The organism is Bradyrhizobium sp. AC87j1, from assembly GCF_002936975.1.
GTDB classification, from domain to species: domain Bacteria; phylum Pseudomonadota; class Alphaproteobacteria; order Rhizobiales; family Xanthobacteraceae; genus Bradyrhizobium; species Bradyrhizobium shewense.
Genome location: NZ_PTFE01000002.1, coordinates 192,523 through 212,459, shown reverse-complemented (window position 1 = coordinate 212,459; position 19,937 = coordinate 192,523). Strand labels below are relative to the sequence as shown.

Sequence of the window (19,937 nt, the reverse complement as noted above, 5' to 3'; positions counted from 1 at the left end):
GCCGCCGGTTCCGGGCGGCTGCTGATCACGGGGCCGTGATCGGGCTGCCGGGCCCTGAGTCCTTAACGAGTCCTGAATCGCGAAAAAAAGAATCCTTGGGACTCGTTTGGCGGAATCAGCGGATGTTTTCCGCCATGACGAGCGACCTGAAGACCTCCTGCGGGCACATGCTCCTGCCGCTGACGCTGGCGTTATTCGGCGCCTGCGCGGCCAATCTTTGGCTGGTGTGGTCCTGGCTGTAGGGCCCCTCTGACGGGAGGGCGGCCTTATTTTTTGGCCGATGGGCCAGAGGCGTCGTGGATGGCGGCGCGCAATTTGGTCAGGGTTTCGGCACAATATTCCTCGCGCTCGCGCTCGAACCGCTCCTGATGCTTGCGGAAATTGGCGATGCGGGCCTGCATCTCGGTGCGGAAATCACCGATCACCCGCGGTGGCGGCAGAGGAGTGGGTGGTGGGGGCGGTACCGGAGCTTGCGCCAGCTCGATCTCGACTGCGGCGGCTTCCACGGCAATGCTCTCGACCGCGACTGTCGTGGCAACCGGGGTCCCTTCCGGCTGAAGGACATCATCCTTCCTGCCGGTCACCGATTGGACGAAGGCCAGTGTCTGCGCGATCAGCGCGTCGCGTTCCGCGATCCATTTCATGATCCACCTCAGCCGGCCCCATTCCAGCAAGGCGGCCGCGCCGAATCAAGGCGGAAACAAGGGGATTGCATATTTTTCCCGGTCGCCTGAAAATAGGCGGATGGATTCCGGAAAAGAACGGTCGGACGAAGTGGAGGGCCTGAGGCTCATCCGCGCGTTCCTGTTGCTGCCGCCCGACAAGCGGGCGGAGGTGATCGCGTTCGTCGAGGAATTGGCGCGTTCGCAAGGCCGGCCCGAGGAGGGCACGCAGGCGTCGCCGAGGTGAGCGCTATCGTTGGCGCGGATTGATGTTGGGCTCGAACGGTGCGCCAACCACCCGGACCGGTGTCTGAACCGGTGTCCGGGTGACGTCGATCACGGCTGTCTCGGCGACCCGCTTTTCGGGGGCCGGCGAAAGCATCGGCTCGAACAACGTTAATGTCCCGGTCACGGCGACACAGCACAGCGTCACGGTCGCTAGCAGAAACATATTTCGGTTTTCTTCCCTGATCCGCATAGGTCGACAACGGCTGACGCGGAGGCTCGGTTCCGGGCCGGCGACGCCGGATCGCGCGACCGAAATGGGCCGAAGCTTACGCCAAGCTTACGTCGGAGCGCAGAAGGGTTATTTTTGCGTAAGAATACCCAGGCGACTTGAGGTTAAATCTTAACATCCGCCGGTTCCAATGCACGATGCTGGGATTATCGCCGGCAGCACCATCATTGGACGGCTTATATGAGCTTTTTGAACAATCTGAAGATCGTCTGGAAGGTCGCGTTGATCGTGACCGTGATGGGCTGTGCAATGATCACCGTCGCGGCCTTTGGCGTGCGCGAACTTTCCGCGACCGTGGACGGTTTCGGCGAGCTCTCCGCCGCGCAATCTTCCTCTCTCAACCTCACCCGCGCCCAGCGCCGCGCCGAGACCTACCACGCGGCGCTCTATGCGGTGTTCACCGAGGCAACCGAGGCGGGCAATGCCAAACGCCTCAAGACCGCGACCCAGAACCGCGACGAAATCCGTCAATTCCTCGATGCGGCCGAGCAGGACGACCCATCGCGTGCCGGCGAGCTGAAGAGCATCGGCGACCAGTTGAAAGCCGCCTTCATCGGCTGCGATCCGGTGCTCCAGGCCGGCTCACAGGCCAGCAGCACGGAAGAGAATGCCAGGGCAGCCGAACGCGCGCACAAGGAGTGCGATCCCCTGATCGATGCGGCCCTGCTGCGCATCGCCAAGTTCACGACCGAGACCGCCCAGGCCGTCGCCAAGCGCAAGGACACCATCAGCCGCGACGCTCACGCCGCGACCTGGACCGTGATCGGCGTCAGCGCCGGCGGCCTGATCCTGGGCATTGCGATCGCGCTGTTCATCGGCCTCAAGGCGATGTCGCAGCCGATCGCCCGGCTCAAGCTCGCCATGGAGGGGCTTGCCCGCAACGACCTCAAGACCGAGGTGCCCGAGAAGGACCGGCGCGACGAGATCGGCGACATGGCCAACACGGTCGAAGTGTTCAAGACCAATGCACTGGAGGTCGAGCGCCTCAAGGCCGCACAGCTCGAAGTCGAGAAGCAGGCTGCCGAGCAGCGCCGTCGCGACATGGTCAACCTCGCCGACGGCTTTGAACGTGCAGTCGGCGAGATCATCGAGACGGTCGGATCCGCCTCCACCGAGCTCGAAGCGTCGTCCTCGACGCTGGCGACCACCGCGCAGCGCGCGCAGGAGCTGACCTCGGTCGTCGCAGTCGCGTCCGGCGAAGCTACCGGCAATGTGCAGTCGGTCGCGACCGCCACGGAGGAGCTGTCCTCCTCGGTCAACGAGATCAGCCGGCAGGTGCAGGCATCCGCGCGGATGGCGGGCGAAGCCGTCGCCCAGGCCCGCACCACGACGGAACGGGTCAGCGAGCTCTCGGTTGCCGCGACGCGGATCGGCGACGTCGTCGAGCTCATCAACACCATTGCCGGCCAGACCAACCTTTTGGCGCTGAACGCCACGATCGAAGCGGCGCGTGCCGGCGAGGCCGGCCGCGGTTTCGCGGTCGTCGCGTCCGAAGTGAAGACGCTGGCCGAGCAGACCGCGAAAGCGACCGGCGAGATCAGTCTGCAGATCTCCGGCATCCAGACCGCGACCCAGGAATCCGTCAACGCGATCCGCGATAACTCCGTGACCATCGAGCGGCTGTCGGAGGTGTCTTCGACCATTGCCGCGGCCGTCGAGGAGCAGGGCGCCGCGACCCAGGAGATCTCGCGCAACGTCCAGCAGGCCGCTCACGGCACCCAGCAGGTCTCCTCGAACATCACCGACGTGCAGCGCGGAGCGGCCGAGACCGGCTCGGCCTCCTCGCAGGTGCTCTCGACCGCCAAGATGCTGGCGACCGACAGCAACCGGCTGAAGGACGAGGTCGGGAAATTCCTGCGGACGGTGCGCACGGCGTAAGTCCGCCGGCATCCGTCCGTCGCGCGTCTTAGAGCGCCAGCAGACAAGCGAGCACGAACACCAACAGCACGGCCGTCATGACGACGGCCGTCACCGCGCCAGCGGCAATCTTGGCCTTCTCTCTCGGGGTGGTCGAGCGCATCGGACGCGAGTATAGCGTGTTTGCACCGGAATCTCGACCTTGAGTCCGATCCCATGATCTCCAATCGTCCTCCCGTGCTCGCCCACGAACGCTTCGTCGCCGACCGCGACAATTTCTCGGGACTAGATCTCGCCGCGCGGTTCGAGCGGATCGAGCGGACGAACCTTTGGGGTGCCACGAACTCGGTGTCGGGCCTCGGCTCGGAGGACACGGCCACCGCCGCGATCCGGGATGCGCTTCCTCCGCTGCTGCAGCGGCTCGGCGTACGCTCGCTGCTTGATGCGCCCTGCGGCGATGCCGGCTGGATCGGCCACCTCAATCTCGATCTCGGTTACATCGGCATCGACATCGTGCCGTCGCTGATCGAGACCAACAACGCGCGTGCGGCGCGCGGTGAATTGGCCGGTCGATTCCTGGTGGCCGATATCACGCGCGATGCACTGCCGCGCGCCGATCTGATCCTGTGCCGGGATTGCCTGGTGCATCTGAGTTTTCAGAACATCGCCCGCGTCATCGCCCGCTTTCGCGAGAGCGGCGCGCAATTCCTGCTCGCCACGACGTTTCCGGAGTGGGAGGAAAACCGCGATTGCGAGGATGGCGACTGGCGCGCGCTCAACATGACGAAGGCGCCGTTCGACTGGCCGGCGCCGCGCGAGTTGATCGACGAGCGCTGCGAGGAGGGCGATGGCGGCTGGCGCGACAAGAGCCTCGGGCTCTGGCGGCTGGACGAGTTGCCGGATCGCGTCCGCACGGCCACGGATGTGTGACAGCTGCGGGCGGAACGTCCATTGCGTCCGTGATCGCCCCGGCGATAGATTTCGGGTTGTGTTGCGATCTCCTGTCGTATGCCGGAGCCCACCATGAGAGCATGTGCTGTCCTGGCCGCGTTGTTGATCTGGTGCAGCGCGCCGGCGCTGGCGCAGCAGGAGGGGGCAGCGCTCTATGCCGCGCATTGCGCGCAATGCCACGACGGCGATGCGCAGAGCCGCGTGCCGGGCCGCGGCGCCATGCAGGCGATGTCGTTCGATCATGTGCTGGGCACCTTGACCTCGGGCAGTATGGCGGCGATGGCGAAGGATCGCAGCGATGCGGAGCGCCGCGCGATCGCTTCCTTCGTCACCGGCAAGATCGCGAGCGATGGCATTGCAGCCGACGCGGAAGGCCGCTGCACGCAGCAGGTCAGCGGTTTTCCGCTAGCCTTTGACGGTCCGCGCTGGAACGGATGGGGCGTCGACACCAACAACAGCCGCTTCCAGCCCGCCGACATGGCGGGGCTGACCGCGGAGCAGGTGCCGCGCCTGCGGTTGAAATGGGCTTATGCGTTCCCCGGCGCCTCGGTGTCGTTTGCGCCGCCGACCATCGTGGGCGGAATCCTGTTCATCGGCGGCACCGATCGCAAGGTGCACGCGCTCGACGCGCGCAGCGGCTGCACGCTGTGGACGCTGGCGATCGATGCGGCGGTGCGGGCCGCGATCAGCTTTGCGCCACTTCCGGGCTCCGACCAGTTCGCGATCTTCTTCGGCGATTTGCGCGCCAACGCCTATGCCGTGAACGCGCTGACCGGCGCGCTGATCTGGAAGACGAAGGTCGAGGAGCATGCCGCCGCGCGCATCACCGGCGCGCCGACGCTGCATTCGGGCGTGCTCTACGTGCCGGTGTCCTCGATCGAGGAAGCCGCAGGCTCGCAAGCCAGTTACGAATGCTGCACCTTCCGCGGCAGCGTGGTGGCGCTGGACGCGGTGACCGGCAAGCTGGTCTGGCAGGCCTATACGATTCCGGAAGTGCCGCATCCGACCGGCAAGAACGCCAGGGGCACGCAGCTGTTCGGTCCGTCCGGCGCCGCGATCTGGTCGGCGCCGACGATCGATGCGAAGCGGGGCGCCGTCTATGTGGCGACCAGCAATTCATACTCGAACCCGCCGGCGGCAACCGCCGATGCGATCCTCGCTTTTGAGCTCGCGACCGGGAAGCTGCTCTGGAAGCAGCAGGCCACGCCCAAGGATGCCTTCGTCGTGGCGTGCTTCACTGCGGACAAGTCCAATTGCCCGGAGGATCACGGACCCGATCACGATTTCGGCCAATCGCCGATCCTCGTGACCTTGCGCGACGGCAGGCGCGTGCTCGTCATCGCGCAGAAGTCCGGCGTCGTGCACGCGCTCGATCCCGACGACGGCGGCAAGATCCTGTGGCAGACCCGGATCGGGAAGGGCGGTGCGCTCGGCGGCAGCGAGTGGGGCTCGGCCGCGGACGGTGAGCGCATCTATGTCGCCAACTCGGACGTGCGTTTCATGCGTGACGGCACGCGGCAACTCGATTCGACGCAAGGCGGCGGCCTGTTCGGCCTCGATCTCGTCAGCGGCAAGATCGCGATGGAAGTGCCGCCGGTCACCTGCGGCGACCGTCCCCAATGCAGCCCCGCGCTTTCGGCGGCGGTGAGCCTGATCCCGGGCGTGGTATTCTCCGGCGGCGTCAGCGGCTTCCTGCGCGCCTATGCCACCGACGGCAAGCTGCTCTGGGAGTTCGACACCGCGCAGGATTTCAAGGCCGTGAACGGCGTCCCCGCCCATGGCGGCGCGATCGACGGCCCCGGGCCGGTCATCGCCGGCGGCATGCTCTACACCAATTCCGGCTACGGCCAATGGAGCGGCGTCGCCGGCAACGTGCTGCTGGCGTTCGAGGTCGGGACGGACTGAGAATTTCGCCGTCGTGTCCCGGACGCGCTGCAACGCCTTCAGCGTTGCGGGGCTGAGCCGGGACCCAGAAAGCGGCACGGAGGAATGCGGCGCGATGGGCCCCGGCTCTGCAGCGCATCGCCGAAGAGGCGCTGCACTGCGTCCGGGGCACGGGTTGAGGCCGCTTCGTCAACCTCGTCATAGGCGCCTCCCTTTCAACTGCATCCCGACCAACGAGGAGAGAATTCGATGATCGATGCCAGATGCAGCTGCGGTGCTCTCGCACTGTCGCTTCCGGGACCATCGCAACTCGTCGTCGCCTGTCATTGTGTTGATTGTCAGCGACGAACCGGCGCGCCGTTCGGCGTCGGCGCCTTCTACGCTGCAGAGACCGTCACGATTTCAGGGACGCCAAAGCCGTACGTTCGGACAGCCGCAAGCGGCGGCAAGGTCCGCAGCTATTTTTGTCCTGACTGCGGCTCGACGGTTTATTGGCAAGCCGAGAATTTGCCTGCGATGATCGGCGTTGCCGTCGGCGCGATCGCGAATTCCGATTTTCCACCGCCCATCAGATCAGTGTTCGAGCAGTCGAAACATGGATGGGTGGAGATGTCAGGTGCCGAGCACTTCCAGCAAGGCAGCGTGCCGAAGCGTTCAAGCTGAAAACTGCGCGCCAGATGCTGGTGCCGGCTGAGGGGATTGAACCCCCGACCTTCGGTTTACAAAACCGCTGCTCTACCGCTGAGCTAAGCCGGCGACGCCTGACGACGCGGGTAGGGCCGGCATGGGCCGGGGTGTCCACCCGTTGCGCGCCGCAATACCAGACTTGATCGGAAAGTGCCAGAACCGGAAAGGCCGTCGCCGCAGACATGAATCAGGCGGCCCGGAGGCCGCCTGATCTCTCGCATCGATTTAGATCGCCTTACTGGCAGATGTGCCGGCGGCCGTCTGCGCCCTTGAACCAGGTGCCGGGCGTGCAGACGAAGCCGTTACGCTGGGCGTAGGTACGGGTGTCCCAGCCGCGGTTGTCCCACGAATTGTCGTAGGCATAGGAATTGTCCCAGGCGCGGAACGGCGCGCTGGCAATCGCGCCCGCGGTGCCGATCGCGGCGCCGGCTACGCCGGCCGCGACGTCGGTCGGCCAGAAGCCGGTGCGGCTCCTGTTCCAGTCGTTATTCCAGTCGCCATTGGTCTGACGATAGGACACGCGGCGATGGCGGTATCCGCTATCGGTGTAAGGATTGCCGGGGCCGAGATTCTGGCAATTGGCGTTGGGGAATTGCGCCGAGCAGCGGCCGGGATTGGTGACGACGGCCTGCGCCATGGCAGAGCCTGCCAGCATGGTCGCCGCAATCGCCGTCGCTCCAAGAAGTTTGATGTTCATGGTTGTTGGCTCCCATTTTGTTGACGGGGGCTAAACGCTTGCGGCGCCGGACGTTCCGATGAAACCGGGGGATTTCGCAAGCAAACGGTCAAACGGATGTGAGCGCACGGCGCGGTTCCGTGCGGCGGAGTCACACGCCGTTAACGTTTCGCTCATTCGGTTTGCAGCATTTGAGCGGCGCGCAATCCTTACACATTAGGCTTACCGGAATTTGGTGAGCGGGCCTTAACCCTCTCTGCGCCGCGATCGGATAGGTTGCCGCCGCATAACCGGGGTCCCCCTCATGCGCGTTGTGGCGCTCGCTGCCTTTCTGATCGGACTGCCCGCGACGGCGTTTGCCGGCAGCGGCTTCGATATCGTCGTTCCCGGCCGGCCCGGCGTGCCGATCATCATCAACAACATCGACGCGTCCTATGCCGTGGTCGAGGGTGTCTGGGGCCTGGGCAAGAACCAGCAGGTGCAGCCCACGATCTATGGCGGGCGCTATATCGCCGAGCGGCAGCCCGCCGACGTCGGCCATTATTATCCGACGCTGGGCCTGCGACCCGGCTACGGCCGGCTCGAGGTCGAGCCGCCCGCGAACCGCAAATTGCCGAAGCCCGCCGAGAGCTATCACCAGAGCTGGGGCGCGCAATCGGCGCCGCTGCCGCCGCAGATGGACGTGCCCGTCGATCCGCCGCCGGTGATCCTCGCGCCTGAAATCAACGATCGTCCGCGGCCACCGCGACCGCGGCCGCATGTCCAGGTCCCCGGCAAGCCGCCGGGTTAAGAAACGTCAAAATCCAACAAACAGAAATCAACAGGAGAGAGTAATGCGTCAAATGATTTCGGGACTGGTCGCGGCAGCTGCCGTGATGTTCGTCGCCACGGCACCCGCCGCGGCGTGCGGCTTCAACCCGTGCCAGCCAGTCGCGCCGGTCTATTCCGGCTGCAACACCGGTTGCGGCGGCTACGGCTATGGTGCCGGCTACGGCTATGGCGCCTTCGAGCGTCTCGCCGAGCCGACCACGCAGTATTATTACGTCAACCAGGGCCCGACCTACACCGGCCCGGGCGCTTTCGCGCCGTATCCGACCTACCGTGAAGACGCGGTCGTCGCGCCCGCCAATTACGGCTACGGCTATCGCGCCGCCGTGGCTCCCTATCACCGCCCGTACTACCGTCCGTACCGCTACGGCTACGGCCCGCGGCACGGCTACCTGCCGCGCACGCATTACGGCTATGGTCCGCGCTACGGCTACGCCCACCGTCACGTGCCGGCGCCGTACTACGGCGGTCACCGCGTGCTGCGCCGCTACTACTGATCTCTGATCGGTTGAGCTAAAGAGACGCCCGTTCGCGCGATGCGGACGGGCGTTTTGCTTTTTGGATTTTTGGTTTGACGCGTTTTCTTGACGCGAACCGGTATCCACTTCGCTCGAAAACACTTACCGCTTCATCAGCCCCAGCCGGCTCGCGCCGACATAAAGCGAGAGCACGGCGGCGTTCGAGACGTTGAGGCTCTTGATCTCGCCGGGCATGTCGAGCCGCGCCACGACGCTGCAGGTCTCGCGGGTCAATTGCCTGAGGCCTTTGCCTTCGGCGCCGAGTACGAGCGCGAGCGGCTCGCGCAATGCGACGTCCGAGAGATCCTCACTGCCTTCGCTGTCGAGGCCGACGGTCTGGAAGCCGATTTCATTCAGCGTGGTCAGGGCGCGAGCGAGGTTCTGCACGGTCACAACAGGCACCAGCTCCAGCGCACCGGAGGCAGCCTTGGCGAGCACGCCGGTTGCTTCCGGACTGTGGCGCGCGGTGGTGACGATCGCCTTCACCGCGAACGCTGCGGCCGAGCGCAGGATGGCGCCGACATTGTGGGGATCGGTGATCTGGTCGAGCACCAGCACCATGCCTTCCTGCGCCAAGTCCTCGATGTCGGGCGAGGGCAGGGGATCGGCCTCGGCGAGCAGGCCCTGATGCACGGCGTCGGGCGGCAGCAGGCGGTCGATCTCCTGGGGCCGGACGATCTCGGGGGTGACGCGGGTTTGGATATTTTCGTCCACGAGCCGCTTCGCTGCGTTCTCGGTCAGCGTCAGCTTGCGGATCCGCCGCTCCGGGTTGGCCAGCGCCATGGTGACGGTATGCCAGCCATAGAGGATGACCGGCCCGTCGGCATGCGAATCGCGGTCGCGCCAGGCCGGCCGGCCGCCCGATTTCCCGGGCCTGTTGAAGGGCTTAGCCCCGCCGCGAGGGCCCCTGGGGGTGAATTTTCGATCCTTCATGGGCTCGCTTGTGTCACGGGTCCCGGAATATGGCAATTTGGGTGGCTTCGAAGGCGATTTTAGCTGTTCGCCTCGGTTGACTTTGCCCCATCGGATCGCCCATAACCGCGCCCGGTCGCGCCCCCATCCGGGCTGTCGCGGCCTTCACGTTCCATGGCCGTCTTCGGTCGCCGGCAAGGTCCGGCCCGATTGTGCTGCCGTCGAGCGGGGGAGTGTCCCGAGTGGCAAAGGGAGCTGACTGTAAATCAGCCGCCTCATGGCTTCGCAGGTTCGAGTCCTGCCTCCCCCACCAATCTTTTCAATAGCTTAGTCGAAAAATCAGGTGCCGCCCGCGCGCCAGATTTTTCGGATGCTTCTGAGCCCCACTTCAAGCCCCACTAATCCGATCGCTTTCAACAACAAGAAGACACGGGCGCAGCCCGGCTCGTGGCCGCGCGACAAGCTCCTTCTCCGCCTTCGTGAGAGCCGTAGCCAAACTTCCGGAGTCCGTATTGACGGCTTAGAGTGTTCTCATTATGTTCCGAATTGCGCGTTAGTTGAGCAGCGAACTTTCTGCTACTTCCGTCTTCGCTTCGCGGCACGTGACGGGGGAACGAATGGGTCTTTTAGATGAAGATGCGCTCGATCGTATTTCCATCCAACGAATGATTTTCCATGTTGTCGGCCCGGCCGACGAAGATTTTCAATTGATGGACGAGATCGATGCGGCTGGATTCGAGAGCTTTTTTCTAGCTCGGATTCGGGAAACGAATGTCGGAAACAGGTTCAATTTCATCGGTGAAGATGCGGGAGTGCGGCCCTCGCTTCGGAGTGTGTCCGAAGACAGCAGCAAGTTTGTCCAGCGCTCTAAGGAACTGACCGAGGTCTTTCAGAGCGGCCACAAGGGCGCACCGCTTTCGTCGAAAGGCGCGTTCATCGTGGCTCAACTCGGCGGATTGCCCACGCCCGCTTTTGCGCTCATCAAGTTCGACGATCAAAAAGTGCTGCGATACCAGCAGACAACGAAAGACGGTCGCGTTCGCGCAAAGGTCACTGAAGTAAACAACACATTCGTTGAGGATCGCAAGGCGATGCAGAAATCAGCGTTGATAGTGTTGGATGCGAAAGGAGGAGACCTTGCCGTCTACGACCGAGCCAACAAGCGAAATATCACCGAGTACTTCAAGACCTTTCTGGGCGTAAAGCGGCTTTGGACGCCATCAGACGCCACCGATCGGCTTATCAAGTCACTTGCGGCCAGCGCCGCTGTCTACCGGCAATCGATGCCGGAAGACGTCAAGCGGAATTGGAGAAGGAACCTACACGAAGCGACGCGTTCGCGTGACGCAATCGAGCCCGGAGAAGACCTCAACGTTTTCGGGGCTCAAGTCTTCGGTCCGTTCTGGCAGGACGATGGGTTCAGAAAAGACGTTGAGCGCGAGCTTCATCGAAATCGCATTTCAGGTGAAGTGATCGAAATCGATAAAGCGCGCGTCAAGTCCCCCCAAGTTCGGCGCCTCAGAACGCAAGAAAACATCTGGGTGATCTACCCGAAGCAACTTGATGACGCAGGCAAAGCCGTCGTGAATGTGGACCGAGGCCCAGACGGAAGCGCCACGATAACAATCAGGACGCAGGGTATTATTGATGACGAACTCTCGGACGAAAGCATTGATGGAAGCGCTGCGCCAGCACGCGGCCGGCCCCGTCAGTGAAACCAGCGATCTCTATCAACAGACGATAACCGTCAGCGGGACGCCGTTTTGGCAATTCCTTCAGGCTGCACGCCTGGAAGCCGCCGAAATGGGGGTCACCATTAGCGTGACGGATCATTCGGATGATTATGAACTGTTGGACGATGATCTTGAGGAGTTTTCAGAAAGAGCCTTCTCGATACGAATAATCAAAGTACCGCATCCTGATACTTTAAAGTTTTTCACGATCGATGGCTTTTGTCGCTCCGCTGCCACGGAGCCGAGCAGATTCGAGTCCGTCGAAAATGTACTGATTGCTGAGATTGACTTCGAAAGCACCAGCGCCGGGTTGATCGTCCGACCTTGGATGGATGACTCCTCTACATCATCTCCTACGCAAAGCGTCGATGCGGCGCCTTCCCCTCGACGACTCGTCAATGACATGTCTGGGAAAGGCTTGGTTCCGACCAGCGTAAGCACGTGGATCGTAGCCGATGCATGGCTCCGCGATAAGATTTTGAATGTTGCGAGTTATCGTCTCTCATTGTGTTTACCTGACGCTGTATCAATCGACGACGATGGAAAGGCCGTTGCACATCTTCGCAGTGGACGTAAGGTAATCGCAGCTATTGCGCCGCTTTCGTCATGGACTTCGCCCGAGCTTCTTTCGACGTTGTCCGACGTATGCGAGTGGATTTATCTTGATGGGCGGGACGCTGAAACCCGCCATAGTTTGCTATCCGCCGAACTGGTTCGGCTGTGGCAGACAGATTCGAGTTGGCAGGATGGACTGCGAGAGAGCCTGGAAGGAGCTTTCGCGTCCGCTCGAACGGCTTATCGTCTCCACATTCAATCCAAGGGCGTCGATGCCTTTAAACTCATGTCCGATCTCCGAAAGGGACTGGCAGATGATGTGCGCTCATTGGCGAATAACACATCCTCGCTTTCGTCCGGGCTGTGGCGCGACGCGGCAGTCGCCTTCGGCGTAATTGCCTTTCGTCTTGCGAGCTCGACGGTGGGAAATTGGCTTCTCTGGATGGTCGCCGCTTATTTGCTAGCCAGTTGCATCTTTTCGTGCGTTGCGGCGTCCAGCGCCGTTAGCGGGATCGTTGAAAATGAGAAGAGCTTTCGATCGCGCCTGTATGGCCCGCTATTACTGGACCAAGAATACGAGGAACTCGCCGGCAAGCATTACCGGAAGGCCGAGAGTAACTTCCGCTGGTATCGACGATTTATCGTACTTGCATATCTGATTGTGGTCGTGGTCCTCCTTGGGATTGCGCACTATGGATTCCGCGCGAGCGATAACTTCTTTCACATGGTAATTTCGTCTCTGTGAATTTCGAACGATAAAGGCTCACGCCTGATTGAGGTTTTGATGCTGAGAATGTTGGTCGATACCTGCGTTTGGCTCGATATGGCAAAGACGCCCGCGCAAGCGAGAAATATCGAAATACTTGCCGGTCTTCGGAACGAAAATCGTATTGAAATTATCGTACCACAAATCGTTCTCGACGAGTTCATTAGGAACCGCACGCGAGTCATCGACGAATACGTGAAGAGCATTACCACGACAATGAGCCGAGCGAAGGAGATCGTCGCCCAGCAGCGAAAGGGCCGGAGGTCCAAGGTGCTCGATCGGTTGCTCGATCAGGCCAATAGCCAAATCAGGACACCAAGGTCGGTCGCTGAGGACGCGGCCGACCAAATTCAGTCGCTCATGCAGCACGGTAAGATCTTCCCCATAAGTCAAGGGATGAAGGTCCGGGCTGCCGAGCGCGCGATGCAAAAGCGCGCGCCGTTTCACCGCGACAAAAACAGCATGAATGATGCCCTGATAATGGAAGCCTACGGCGAGGTCATCAAAGGTCAATCCAAAGCTAAAGATCGATTCGGGTTCGTCACGCACAATCATCGCGATTTCAGCGAGCCTACCGGCAGTCATAAGGTGCCGCATCCCGACTTTGCGGCTTTCTTCTCGGCTCGGAAATCGCGGTACTACATCACTGTTGGTGATGCTTTAGGCAGAATGCATCTCACCGGGCCGAACGCTTGGATGTACGATAACTATGAGCCACCGATCCGCAGCGTGTCCGATATAGCCAATTCCATTGGAGAGTTGATCGACAAAGTCTGGTACAACCGGCACAAGGTTCGCGAGGAGCAGATAGAGGCTAAGCATATCCAACTCGTCGACAAAGAGACCTTTCCAACGCCGCTCGGCGCGGTCCGGCCGATTCAACGCGATATTTGGGAAGGTGCGCTCAAGGCAGCGAAGCGCGTGGAAAAGCGGTATGGCATCAAGAATATGGGTCCGTGGGACGATTTCGAGTGGGGAATGCTCAACGGTAAACTTTCTGCTCTGCGTTGGGTCTTAGGCGACGATTGGGACATGCTGGATACATAGGTGAAGCATGGACTGCGCGGTAATAGGCCTCCTGTCAGTTGCAAGCGGCATCATAACGGTGGGCTGGCTCTTTTGCTGGATCGGCAGGCTGGCAGTCTGCGCGATTACCTGGATTAAATACGGCGAGTGGCCGCAATATCTCATCTATGAGGAAATGCGCGACATTCCTCTACCAATCCCGCATACCGATTTGGTCGGCATTCAGAAAATCTTTGATTGGACAATGGAGCAGTCGGCCACCTCGGGCCTTTTCGTTCTCCTCGGATTGTTCGGGTGGCTTACCGCGTCGCTATCGCAAGCGGCAGCGGACTGTCAAAGGGCAAAGCGAAACGCTGAACGTGCGGTAACGATCAAGCGCGACCCGTATACTCTAGAAGATCTGATTGAAGGCAAGGACCCGCCAAACCGTTGAGGTGCACTGTGCCCAATAATCTGGCCCGCGCTCGCCCGCCGGAATGGCAGCGGGGCGATCTGTTCCCGTTCATAGAAGAATGCTGGAGTAACTCGGTCGCCTTCGTGGCGCTCAACAACGTCGTAGCGGCGCGTCTGACGGCAATCGACGAAATCTTTTTCGCGGTGCATGACGGCTTTAAACCGTCGAGCGAGACTGAGTTGGTGCCGATCTTGCTCTTCTTTCGATCCTTTAGTGCGTTCCGGTCGTCGGTGATGGTAGGCTTGAGTCAGCCGGCCGATAGCTTCCCATTGCAGCGGTCGTGTTTGGAGTATGCCGGCTACGCGAAGCTCGTCTTTGATCATCCGGAATTGGCGAAGCTCTGGCTTCAGCGGGATCAGAATCTCGCCGGAGTGCGAAGAAAGTTTAGCAATCGAGCTGTCCGGGAGGCGATTGAAAAAGGCGATGCGCCGCTCGTCGCGATCTATCAAGATCTGTACGAGAAGAGCATCGACTTCGGCGCGCATCCCAACGAAAAGGGAGTACTAGGTAGCGTGGTGCCGGGTTCGCTCAATACCGGAAATATGCAAGTGATGATGCTGGCGGGCGATAGCTTACAGCTACAACATGGCCTCAAGAGCTGCGCCCAGGCCGGTATATGTAGCCTCAAGATTTTTAACTTAGTTTTTCCGGCTCACTTCGCCAAATCGAATTTCGACACGAGGATAGCGGCGGCGCAATTGCCATTTTGAAACTAGCCTTTCCCGGGGAATTTGGATTCGATGTATTTGAAATCGATCGCGCTGCGCAATTTTCGTTCGTTCGACATGGGCGAAGTGGAGCTTCAAAAAGATCTCACTGTCTTCGTCGGCGAGAACAATGGGGGCAAAAGCAACGCCATTGACGCCATCCGACTTCTGACTCAGCCGCTCGGGGGACGTCGGGAGATTTATTGTGAGCCCACCGATGTACGCTTTCAAAGCCAAACTGGAGGCTTTGAGCTCGAAGCTGTCTTCACTGATCTCAATGTAGGCCAGCAGGGGCGGTTGATCTCTGCAAGCACGGACGCGACGCTTTCCGAAGCGCGGTTCGGCCTACGTCATAGCGGCGGCCTCGGCGATCGACCGGGCCTTTGGGCAGGCAAGGCGGGCAACCAACCGGAGCCCGGCTGCCATGACATGATCCGGCATGTCTACTTGCCGCCTCTCCGTGACGCCAAGCGCGCTTTGGCTTCCGGGAATCCCTCGCGGATCACAGCCCTCCTAAATCACTTTCTCGGGGATGTGTCGGCGTCGGACCTCGCGCGCGACTTAGCTCGGCGCGCTGGCCATGACGTGCTCTCCAAGGTTGATAAGGCCGTCGGCAAGAGCTTGACAGCGCTGACTGCTGGTGTGCGGGCTCAGTCGGCCGCCCTAGGCTTCGCTGCGCAAGAAACTCTAGTCGATATCGCGCGCGATCTAAGATTCAAGCTGGCCGACCACGGCGTCCAACCAGAAGATTTACAGTACTCAGGCCATGGCTACGCGAACCTTTTATTCATGGCGACTATCGCTGTTGAGTTAGAGAAAGTGCGCAATTCTGATCTAACTCTGTTTCTGGTGGAAGAACCTGAAGCACATCTTCATCCGCAACTTCAGGCGGCGGTCCTTGCATTCTTAAAGGATCAAGCTGTTCAATCTGGAGTCGACACGCCTGAACATGGTCCGGCAGGCCAAGTGCAGGTTGTCGTTGCCAGCCATTCGCCAAACTTGTCCGCCTGGGTTAGCAGCAAGCAGTTGGTGGTCTTCAAATCGGTCCTGCCTGCGGCCGCGACGGAATCTGTCACTCCTAACGAAGATGGGGCGCCGGCCGCCGCCGATGCGGCTGTAATTGAGACCGGGATAGCAGAGGGCACAGGCGATCCAGCCGATTCTATCGAAGGCCTAGTGACGACTGCCGCCGCAGCCGCGCTTCGTCGATCAACCCGATGCATCCCCCTCGCTCAGATAGACTTGAGTGACCTCGAACGACGCAAGATTGATCGCTACCTCGACGTGACAAAGGCGGCCCTGTTGTTCGGCGGACGCGTTCTCCTTGTAGAGGGTATCGCGGAAGCCTTGCTGCTCCCAGTAATCGCTGAATACTTCACCCTCAAAGATGAGCCGGAGAAGCTACGCCTGTTTCGCTCAGCCGTTTTTGTTCCGATTGATGGAGTCGACTTCAATCCGTATGCCAACCTTTTAACATGCCCAATTAATGAGGCGCGCATCGCTGAGCGGGTCGTAATCATGACGGACGGTGACGGTGTGGCCGACCAAGACGAGAATGAAGATGACGATCCAAGCACTGACGAAAGCCGACCAGCGGGCAGCGCGTCCTCGGTGGCGAACGAGGAAAGGATCATCCCCGGAGAGCGACGCAAGCGCGCATTGGATGCGCTCGCAATCGAAAATGGTGCAGCCGAAATTATGGCCGCGATTACCTCGCGCTACTCGCTAGAAAGCGAACTGCTTGAGGCTGGCAACGGAGCTATCCTCCGCGCCGTCTACCTGAGTATGCATCCCCGGTCCGCCAACAAGTGGGATAGGGCCGCAGCACTTGCGGGTGACGAGCGCGCAAGGGCCATCGGAGCCATCTTCAAAAATGCGCGCAAGGGCGACTTCGCCCAAAAGCTGGCCGATCTGATAGAGAAGAAAGCCTTCGCTTTTACTGTGCCGCCCTACATCGAAAGGACTATCCGAGAGGTCGTGGCGTGACCAATGGCGCTTTCCTGCCGACTAAGGAGCAACAGGCGATTATTGGGCACGAAGGCCATGCATTTGTACGAGCGTGCCCCGGTGCGGGGAAGACACGCACCATGGTCGAGCGCGCGCGACATCTTTTGTCAAACGCGAATGATCGACGCGGCGTTGCCTTTCTTTCATTCACGAATGCGGCGGTCGAGGAGTTGGAAACACGATTGCGCAATTTCGGCATTCTGCCGTCGCCGCTGTTTCCGAGCTTTGTTGGTACGTTTGATCGATTTCTCTGGCAGTTCTTCATCGCTCCATTCGGTGTGGACGGCTGCAACCAACTCCCAAGACTTGTGCCTGACAAGTCTGAATGGGAGGTCAAGCCTTTCGAGGCAGCGCATACACTCAAACTAAGACATTTCGACAGGGCCACCGGCACACTGCTTGCTGATAAAGCAGCCGACACAGGGTTTGCGCCCAAGCATGGACCAGCCGCGTGGGAGACAAGAGCGCGCAATATTATCGCGCGAGCGTTGTCCAATGGACATTTAGATTTCGACGACGTCCGCAACAGCGTCAGTGAACGCCTTGCCGATCGGGCTCTCTCTGCCCGGCTGGGTGCGGCTCTCTGCGGTCGATTCCGTGAAATCGTCATTGACGAGGCTCAGGATTGCAACCCGACTGACCTCGACATTATCGAATGGTTGCGAACCTCTGGCATTAAAGTCAAGGTCGTTTGCGATCCCAACCAAGCGATCTACGCGTTTCGGGGCGGCCTCACGGATGAGCTTCTGAGGTTTGCGAATAAGTTCGACAAAATCGATCAGTTGCAAATGAGCGGCAATTTCCGTTCATCTCCCGCGATCTGCGCCGCTATATCCCAGTTGCGCCCGCCTGCCTCGCGCGGTGCGGTTGACCAAGCCGTAGGGCGATATCAATACGAGACTGCGCCAGTTTACATCCTGGCTTATGGTGGCACCGGCGTTCCCGCATCGATCGGCACTCAATTCCAAAAGATGGCGTCAGACATTCGCATTCCGCCGGAGCAGGCATTAGTGCTGGCTGCTACTTGGGCCAGCGCGGGGAATGCGGTTGGACGGGCAGTACCCGATGCAGGCAATGATAAGACCCTTCTGTTGGCAGAGGCTGTTATGGGCCTCCACTTCGCTTTCGCGGCGGGCAATCGCCGGGAGGCGCTTGTTGTCTTGCATCGAGCAATACTGCAAGTGCGGGGAGAAATCTCCAATGCGGGAGCCTATTCAACTCACGTGCTCAACAGCCGTCTTGATGATGGCCGTTGGCGGCCGGGCGTTATCGCCATAGGTCAGGCGTTAAAGGTGTTCGCTGGGGAGAGCGCCGAGGATTGGCTCAAGCGTGCTCGCGATTTGCTAGGGTCCGATCTCGTCGGCTCGTCTAGCATTGGTCAGCGGTTGCGATACAATCAAAAGTTACCGGCTGTGCTCGCAGAGGCATCCCCGACTGCCCTCCCGGCCAAGGCGATTCATTCGGTCAAAGGCTTGGAGTTTCCGGCGGTCTGCGTCGTGCTTACCGTCAAGACATCAGGAGATATTTTGAATGTTCTGACCGGTGCGGAGAGGGCTAACAAGCCTGTCGAGGAAGCTCGGAAGATTTACGTTGCTGCGTCCCGTGCTGAGCGTTTGTTGGCGATTGCTGCTCCCAACAGCCGTGCCGCAGCGTTGAAGACTATCCTCGACGCGGGTGGCCGCGCGGTACGGATCGTTGCACTTTGAAATCTTGGAGAACGTCTCGGTTAGGGGGCAATGAGCGGTTCTTACAATCGATCCATCCTGTCACTTTCGGCTGTGGTTTTGCTCTTACATGGAGCGTCCCCAGCGGCTGCACAGCTTAGCAAGGCGGAGAAGGAGCGGATAACTGCATCAATCGCGAGCGACATCAATCGCGAGATACGCCAGCGTTCACGAAGCGATGCCGCACTTCGCGAAAAGGTTATTTCGAGATTGTTTGAGTGTGGGTATGTTTTTCTAGTGATTTCCAAACAAGCAGAAACTACCGAACGAATGGCTGAAATTCACGACGTGGGGGAAATCTCGTTTGAGTTGAGCGCTTTGGTGTCCGAAGACATGCCGACCGAACGCTTTAAGCAGATTGGAGATGCGGCAACGCGATCGATAAAAGAGAAATTTGCAGCACCGCGAACTCCAGCTAGCGAATTTGAGATGAACGTCCTCGCCAAGAATTGCAAATCGTTTCACAAAATTGATGCAGTGGCCGGCGCGGTCGCATCGCTGCTTCCTCCTGTGGCTCAAGCAGGTAGCTCGGCTGCCATAGAGTTCGCTAAAGAGCTTCAAGAGTGCTCTCTCTACTACGCCTTGCTAGCAGGGAATCTATTGATTCAGGTCCCTCAAAGGTCAGGCCCTCTTTCGCCTCCTGATCGGGATAAGGTGGTCAAGAGCCAAGTTTATATGACGAAGTCAGAACAGATCGAAGTCCTCTATAAGCGCATGGCAATGCTCGCCGACGCTGAGAGCGTTCTTAAACAGCGACGAGATAGCATGTTTGAAAAGGAGAAGCGGGTTATGACGGACAAGTGGATCACTCGTCGGCTCGACGAGCGATACCAAGATATTTGTGACTACATCTTGAGCGACTCAGGCAGCAAGGCTCGATTGAAGGAGATCGATGAAGGTAATGTTTGCGGGCGACTATATACCTGTTGGTGAGCCTGCGAGGTTTAGCGGCCGCCGTCGGTAGTTGAATTAGGTCAGACCGCCGCTCCTAGGTGCTCAATCGCTCAACAACCCCCGTTGCTCGCTTTCGAGCTGTCGCATGAGCGTGGCGAACCGATTGTCGATCTGATTTGCCACTGCGCGAGGATTGTCGGCCCCGTTGATGGTCGAATGGTTAGTGATCGCGATCGGACCACCGGCGCGGCTGCCGTGCTCGCTGGACGTCGCAGCTACCGCCGCCGCGCCGTCTGAGGTCAGGCTGCGCAGCTTGTCGTTCGCCGACATACCGGGCACGAAGAGCTCGGGGCCGTTCTCGCCGACAAGGTACGGCTTGCCGAAGCTCACGAGACCGCTTAGGGCGCGGATGGGTGAGAACATTCGCTTGGCTCACCCCTTAGGCCGTCCGGCAGGATTCCCACTAATACCTTTGGGGAAAGGTCTGGCTCCCGGAGGCGTTTCTCCTTTCTTGAACGTCAACTTCTGATAGCTTTCTGCTTGAGCCGATCATTTCACGTCAAATCCGATTTTGGCAAG

General features: G+C 60.3%; 20 protein-coding genes and 2 tRNA genes. 16 read left to right on the top strand and 6 right to left on the bottom strand.

All coding sequences use genetic code 11. The features are described from left to right. Positions 1 to 266 precede the first annotated feature (266 nt). A complete protein-coding gene (locus tag CV770_RS02485) occupies positions 267 to 644 on the bottom strand; it encodes a hypothetical protein (RefSeq protein WP_104461198.1) in 378 nt (125 codons plus the stop codon). On the opposite strand from CV770_RS02485, the gene CV770_RS41435 reads away from it, so the two are divergent. Next, the gene (locus CV770_RS41435; protein ID WP_146101232.1) at positions 643 to 909 is read left to right on the top strand and encodes a hypothetical protein; all 267 of its coding nucleotides are present in this window, start codon (positions 643 to 645) and stop codon (positions 907 to 909) included. The genes CV770_RS02485 and CV770_RS41435 overlap by 2 nt on opposite strands. A 3-nt stretch (positions 910 to 912) precedes the next feature. Here the strand turns inward: CV770_RS41435 and CV770_RS02480 are convergent, their stop codons facing one another. Beyond that, the gene (locus CV770_RS02480; protein ID WP_104461232.1) at positions 913 to 1,113 is read right to left on the bottom strand and encodes a hypothetical protein; all 201 of its coding nucleotides are present in this window, start codon (positions 1,111 to 1,113) and stop codon (positions 913 to 915) included. A 246-nt stretch (positions 1,114 to 1,359) separates the two neighbouring features. Between CV770_RS02480 and CV770_RS02475 the strand changes: the two genes are divergently transcribed. The 4 genes from CV770_RS02475 to CV770_RS02460 all read left to right on the top strand — a co-directional run bounded on the left by CV770_RS02475 (position 1,360) and on the right by CV770_RS02460 (position 6,534). Continuing rightward, entirely contained in the window at positions 1,360 to 3,057 is a 1,698-nt protein-coding gene (locus CV770_RS02475; RefSeq protein ID WP_104461197.1) for a methyl-accepting chemotaxis protein, read from the top strand. 195 nt (positions 3,058 to 3,252) lie between these two features. After that, complete coding sequence (locus CV770_RS02470) at positions 3,253 to 3,966, top strand: class I SAM-dependent methyltransferase (protein ID WP_104461196.1); 714 nt, start codon at positions 3,253 to 3,255, stop codon at positions 3,964 to 3,966. 93 nt (positions 3,967 to 4,059) lie between these two features. Further along, on the top strand, positions 4,060 to 5,892 hold the full coding sequence (locus CV770_RS02465; RefSeq protein ID WP_104461231.1) for an outer membrane protein assembly factor BamB family protein: 1,833 nt from the start codon (positions 4,060 to 4,062) through the stop codon (positions 5,890 to 5,892). A gap of 228 nt (positions 5,893 to 6,120) precedes the next feature. Beyond that, positions 6,121 to 6,534, top strand: a complete 414-nt coding sequence (locus tag CV770_RS02460) for a GFA family protein (RefSeq protein ID WP_201759661.1) — start codon at positions 6,121 to 6,123, stop codon at positions 6,532 to 6,534. 18 nt (positions 6,535 to 6,552) lie between these two features. Here the strand turns inward: CV770_RS02460 and CV770_RS02455 are convergent. Beyond that, positions 6,553 to 6,627: transfer RNA gene (locus CV770_RS02455), tRNA-Thr, on the bottom strand. A 166-nt stretch (positions 6,628 to 6,793) separates the two neighbouring features. Continuing rightward, on the bottom strand, positions 6,794 to 7,255 hold the full coding sequence (locus tag CV770_RS02450; protein WP_091957640.1) for a hypothetical protein: 462 nt from the start codon (positions 7,253 to 7,255) through the stop codon (positions 6,794 to 6,796). 283 nt (positions 7,256 to 7,538) lie between these two features. Between CV770_RS02450 and CV770_RS02445 the strand changes: the two genes are divergently transcribed. Beyond that, on the top strand, positions 7,539 to 8,024 hold the full coding sequence (locus CV770_RS02445; RefSeq protein WP_091957636.1) for a hypothetical protein: 486 nt from the start codon (positions 7,539 to 7,541) through the stop codon (positions 8,022 to 8,024). A 43-nt stretch (positions 8,025 to 8,067) separates the two neighbouring features. Beyond that, the gene (locus CV770_RS02440; protein ID WP_091957632.1) at positions 8,068 to 8,559 is read left to right on the top strand and encodes a hypothetical protein; all 492 of its coding nucleotides are present in this window, start codon (positions 8,068 to 8,070) and stop codon (positions 8,557 to 8,559) included. A gap of 123 nt (positions 8,560 to 8,682) precedes the next feature. Here CV770_RS02440 and rlmB read toward each other — a convergent pair whose 3' ends face one another. Continuing rightward, positions 8,683 to 9,513, bottom strand: coding sequence for a 23S rRNA (guanosine(2251)-2'-O)-methyltransferase RlmB (rlmB, locus tag CV770_RS02435; protein ID WP_201759660.1), 831 nt, complete (start codon positions 9,511 to 9,513; stop codon positions 8,683 to 8,685). Between the two features lie 206 nt (positions 9,514 to 9,719). On the opposite strand from rlmB, the gene CV770_RS02430 reads away from it, so the two are divergent. The 9 genes from CV770_RS02430 to CV770_RS02390 all read left to right on the top strand — a co-directional run bounded on the left by CV770_RS02430 (position 9,720) and on the right by CV770_RS02390 (position 19,397). Next, a tRNA-Tyr gene (locus CV770_RS02430) sits at positions 9,720 to 9,805 on the top strand. 304 nt (positions 9,806 to 10,109) lie between these two features. Continuing rightward, complete coding sequence (locus tag CV770_RS02425; RefSeq protein WP_104461193.1) at positions 10,110 to 11,207, top strand: nucleoid-associated protein; 1,098 nt, start codon at positions 10,110 to 10,112, stop codon at positions 11,205 to 11,207. After that, positions 11,167 to 12,525 carry a hypothetical protein gene (locus tag CV770_RS02420; protein ID WP_104461192.1) on the top strand — a complete coding sequence of 453 codons (1,359 nt, stop codon included), beginning with the start codon at positions 11,167 to 11,169 and terminating at the stop codon, positions 12,523 to 12,525. The genes CV770_RS02425 and CV770_RS02420 overlap by 41 nt, the downstream gene beginning before the upstream one ends. A gap of 48 nt (positions 12,526 to 12,573) precedes the next feature. Then, positions 12,574 to 13,593 carry a PIN domain-containing protein gene (locus CV770_RS02415; RefSeq protein WP_146101231.1) on the top strand — a complete coding sequence of 340 codons (1,020 nt, stop codon included), beginning with the start codon at positions 12,574 to 12,576 and terminating at the stop codon, positions 13,591 to 13,593. A 7-nt stretch (positions 13,594 to 13,600) separates the two neighbouring features. After that, complete coding sequence (locus tag CV770_RS02410) at positions 13,601 to 14,005, top strand: hypothetical protein (protein ID WP_104461190.1); 405 nt, start codon at positions 13,601 to 13,603, stop codon at positions 14,003 to 14,005. Positions 14,006 to 14,013: 8 nt separating this feature from the next. Further along, the gene (locus tag CV770_RS02405) at positions 14,014 to 14,736 is read left to right on the top strand and encodes a hypothetical protein (RefSeq protein ID WP_104461189.1); all 723 of its coding nucleotides are present in this window, start codon (positions 14,014 to 14,016) and stop codon (positions 14,734 to 14,736) included. A gap of 30 nt (positions 14,737 to 14,766) precedes the next feature. Beyond that, positions 14,767 to 16,719: an ATP-dependent nuclease gene (locus CV770_RS02400; protein WP_104461188.1), complete on the top strand. Its 1,953-nt coding sequence runs from the start codon at positions 14,767 to 14,769 to the stop codon at positions 16,717 to 16,719. Then, the gene (locus CV770_RS02395; protein ID WP_104461187.1) at positions 16,716 to 18,446 is read left to right on the top strand and encodes an ATP-dependent helicase; all 1,731 of its coding nucleotides are present in this window, start codon (positions 16,716 to 16,718) and stop codon (positions 18,444 to 18,446) included. Before CV770_RS02400 ends, CV770_RS02395 begins: the two co-directional genes overlap by 4 nt. A 30-nt stretch (positions 18,447 to 18,476) precedes the next feature. Continuing rightward, entirely contained in the window at positions 18,477 to 19,397 is a 921-nt protein-coding gene (locus CV770_RS02390; protein ID WP_146101230.1) for a hypothetical protein, read from the top strand. Positions 19,398 to 19,460: 63 nt separating this feature from the next. Here CV770_RS02390 and CV770_RS02385 read toward each other — a convergent pair whose 3' ends face one another. Beyond that, the gene (locus tag CV770_RS02385) at positions 19,461 to 19,781 is read right to left on the bottom strand and encodes a hypothetical protein (RefSeq protein WP_104461185.1); all 321 of its coding nucleotides are present in this window, start codon (positions 19,779 to 19,781) and stop codon (positions 19,461 to 19,463) included. Positions 19,782 to 19,937 lie beyond the last annotated feature (156 nt).

What these genes read in the sequence shown, in the direction of transcription:
- CV770_RS41435 (WP_146101232.1), top strand. Translation starts at nt 643, where the DNA reads ATGATCCACCTCAGCCGGCCCCATTCCAGCAAGGCGGCCGCGCCGAAT.
- CV770_RS02485 (WP_104461198.1), bottom strand. Translation starts at nt 644, where the DNA reads ATGAAATGGATCGCGGAACGCGACGCGCTGATCGCGCAGACACTGGCC.
- CV770_RS02480 (WP_104461232.1), bottom strand. Translation starts at nt 1,113, where the DNA reads ATGTTTCTGCTAGCGACCGTGACGCTGTGCTGTGTCGCCGTGACCGGG.
- CV770_RS02475 (WP_104461197.1), top strand. Translation starts at nt 1,360, where the DNA reads ATGAGCTTTTTGAACAATCTGAAGATCGTCTGGAAGGTCGCGTTGATC.
- CV770_RS02470 (WP_104461196.1), top strand. Translation starts at nt 3,253, where the DNA reads ATGATCTCCAATCGTCCTCCCGTGCTCGCCCACGAACGCTTCGTCGCC.
- CV770_RS02465 (WP_104461231.1), top strand. Translation starts at nt 4,060, where the DNA reads ATGAGAGCATGTGCTGTCCTGGCCGCGTTGTTGATCTGGTGCAGCGCG.
- CV770_RS02460 (WP_201759661.1), top strand. Translation starts at nt 6,121, where the DNA reads ATGATCGATGCCAGATGCAGCTGCGGTGCTCTCGCACTGTCGCTTCCG.
- CV770_RS02450 (WP_091957640.1), bottom strand. Translation starts at nt 7,255, where the DNA reads ATGAACATCAAACTTCTTGGAGCGACGGCGATTGCGGCGACCATGCTG.
- CV770_RS02445 (WP_091957636.1), top strand. Translation starts at nt 7,539, where the DNA reads ATGCGCGTTGTGGCGCTCGCTGCCTTTCTGATCGGACTGCCCGCGACG.
- CV770_RS02440 (WP_091957632.1), top strand. Translation starts at nt 8,068, where the DNA reads ATGCGTCAAATGATTTCGGGACTGGTCGCGGCAGCTGCCGTGATGTTC.
- rlmB (WP_201759660.1), bottom strand. Translation starts at nt 9,513, where the DNA reads ATGAAGGATCGAAAATTCACCCCCAGGGGCCCTCGCGGCGGGGCTAAG.
- CV770_RS02425 (WP_104461193.1), top strand. Translation starts at nt 10,110, where the DNA reads ATGGGTCTTTTAGATGAAGATGCGCTCGATCGTATTTCCATCCAACGA.
- CV770_RS02420 (WP_104461192.1), top strand. Translation starts at nt 11,167, where the DNA reads ATGGAAGCGCTGCGCCAGCACGCGGCCGGCCCCGTCAGTGAAACCAGC.
- CV770_RS02415 (WP_146101231.1), top strand. Translation starts at nt 12,574, where the DNA reads ATGTTGGTCGATACCTGCGTTTGGCTCGATATGGCAAAGACGCCCGCG.
- CV770_RS02410 (WP_104461190.1), top strand. Translation starts at nt 13,601, where the DNA reads ATGGACTGCGCGGTAATAGGCCTCCTGTCAGTTGCAAGCGGCATCATA.
- CV770_RS02400 (WP_104461188.1), top strand. Translation starts at nt 14,767, where the DNA reads ATGTATTTGAAATCGATCGCGCTGCGCAATTTTCGTTCGTTCGACATG.
- CV770_RS02390 (WP_146101230.1), top strand. Translation starts at nt 18,477, where the DNA reads ATGAGCGGTTCTTACAATCGATCCATCCTGTCACTTTCGGCTGTGGTT.
- CV770_RS02385 (WP_104461185.1), bottom strand. Translation starts at nt 19,781, where the DNA reads ATGTTCTCACCCATCCGCGCCCTAAGCGGTCTCGTGAGCTTCGGCAAG.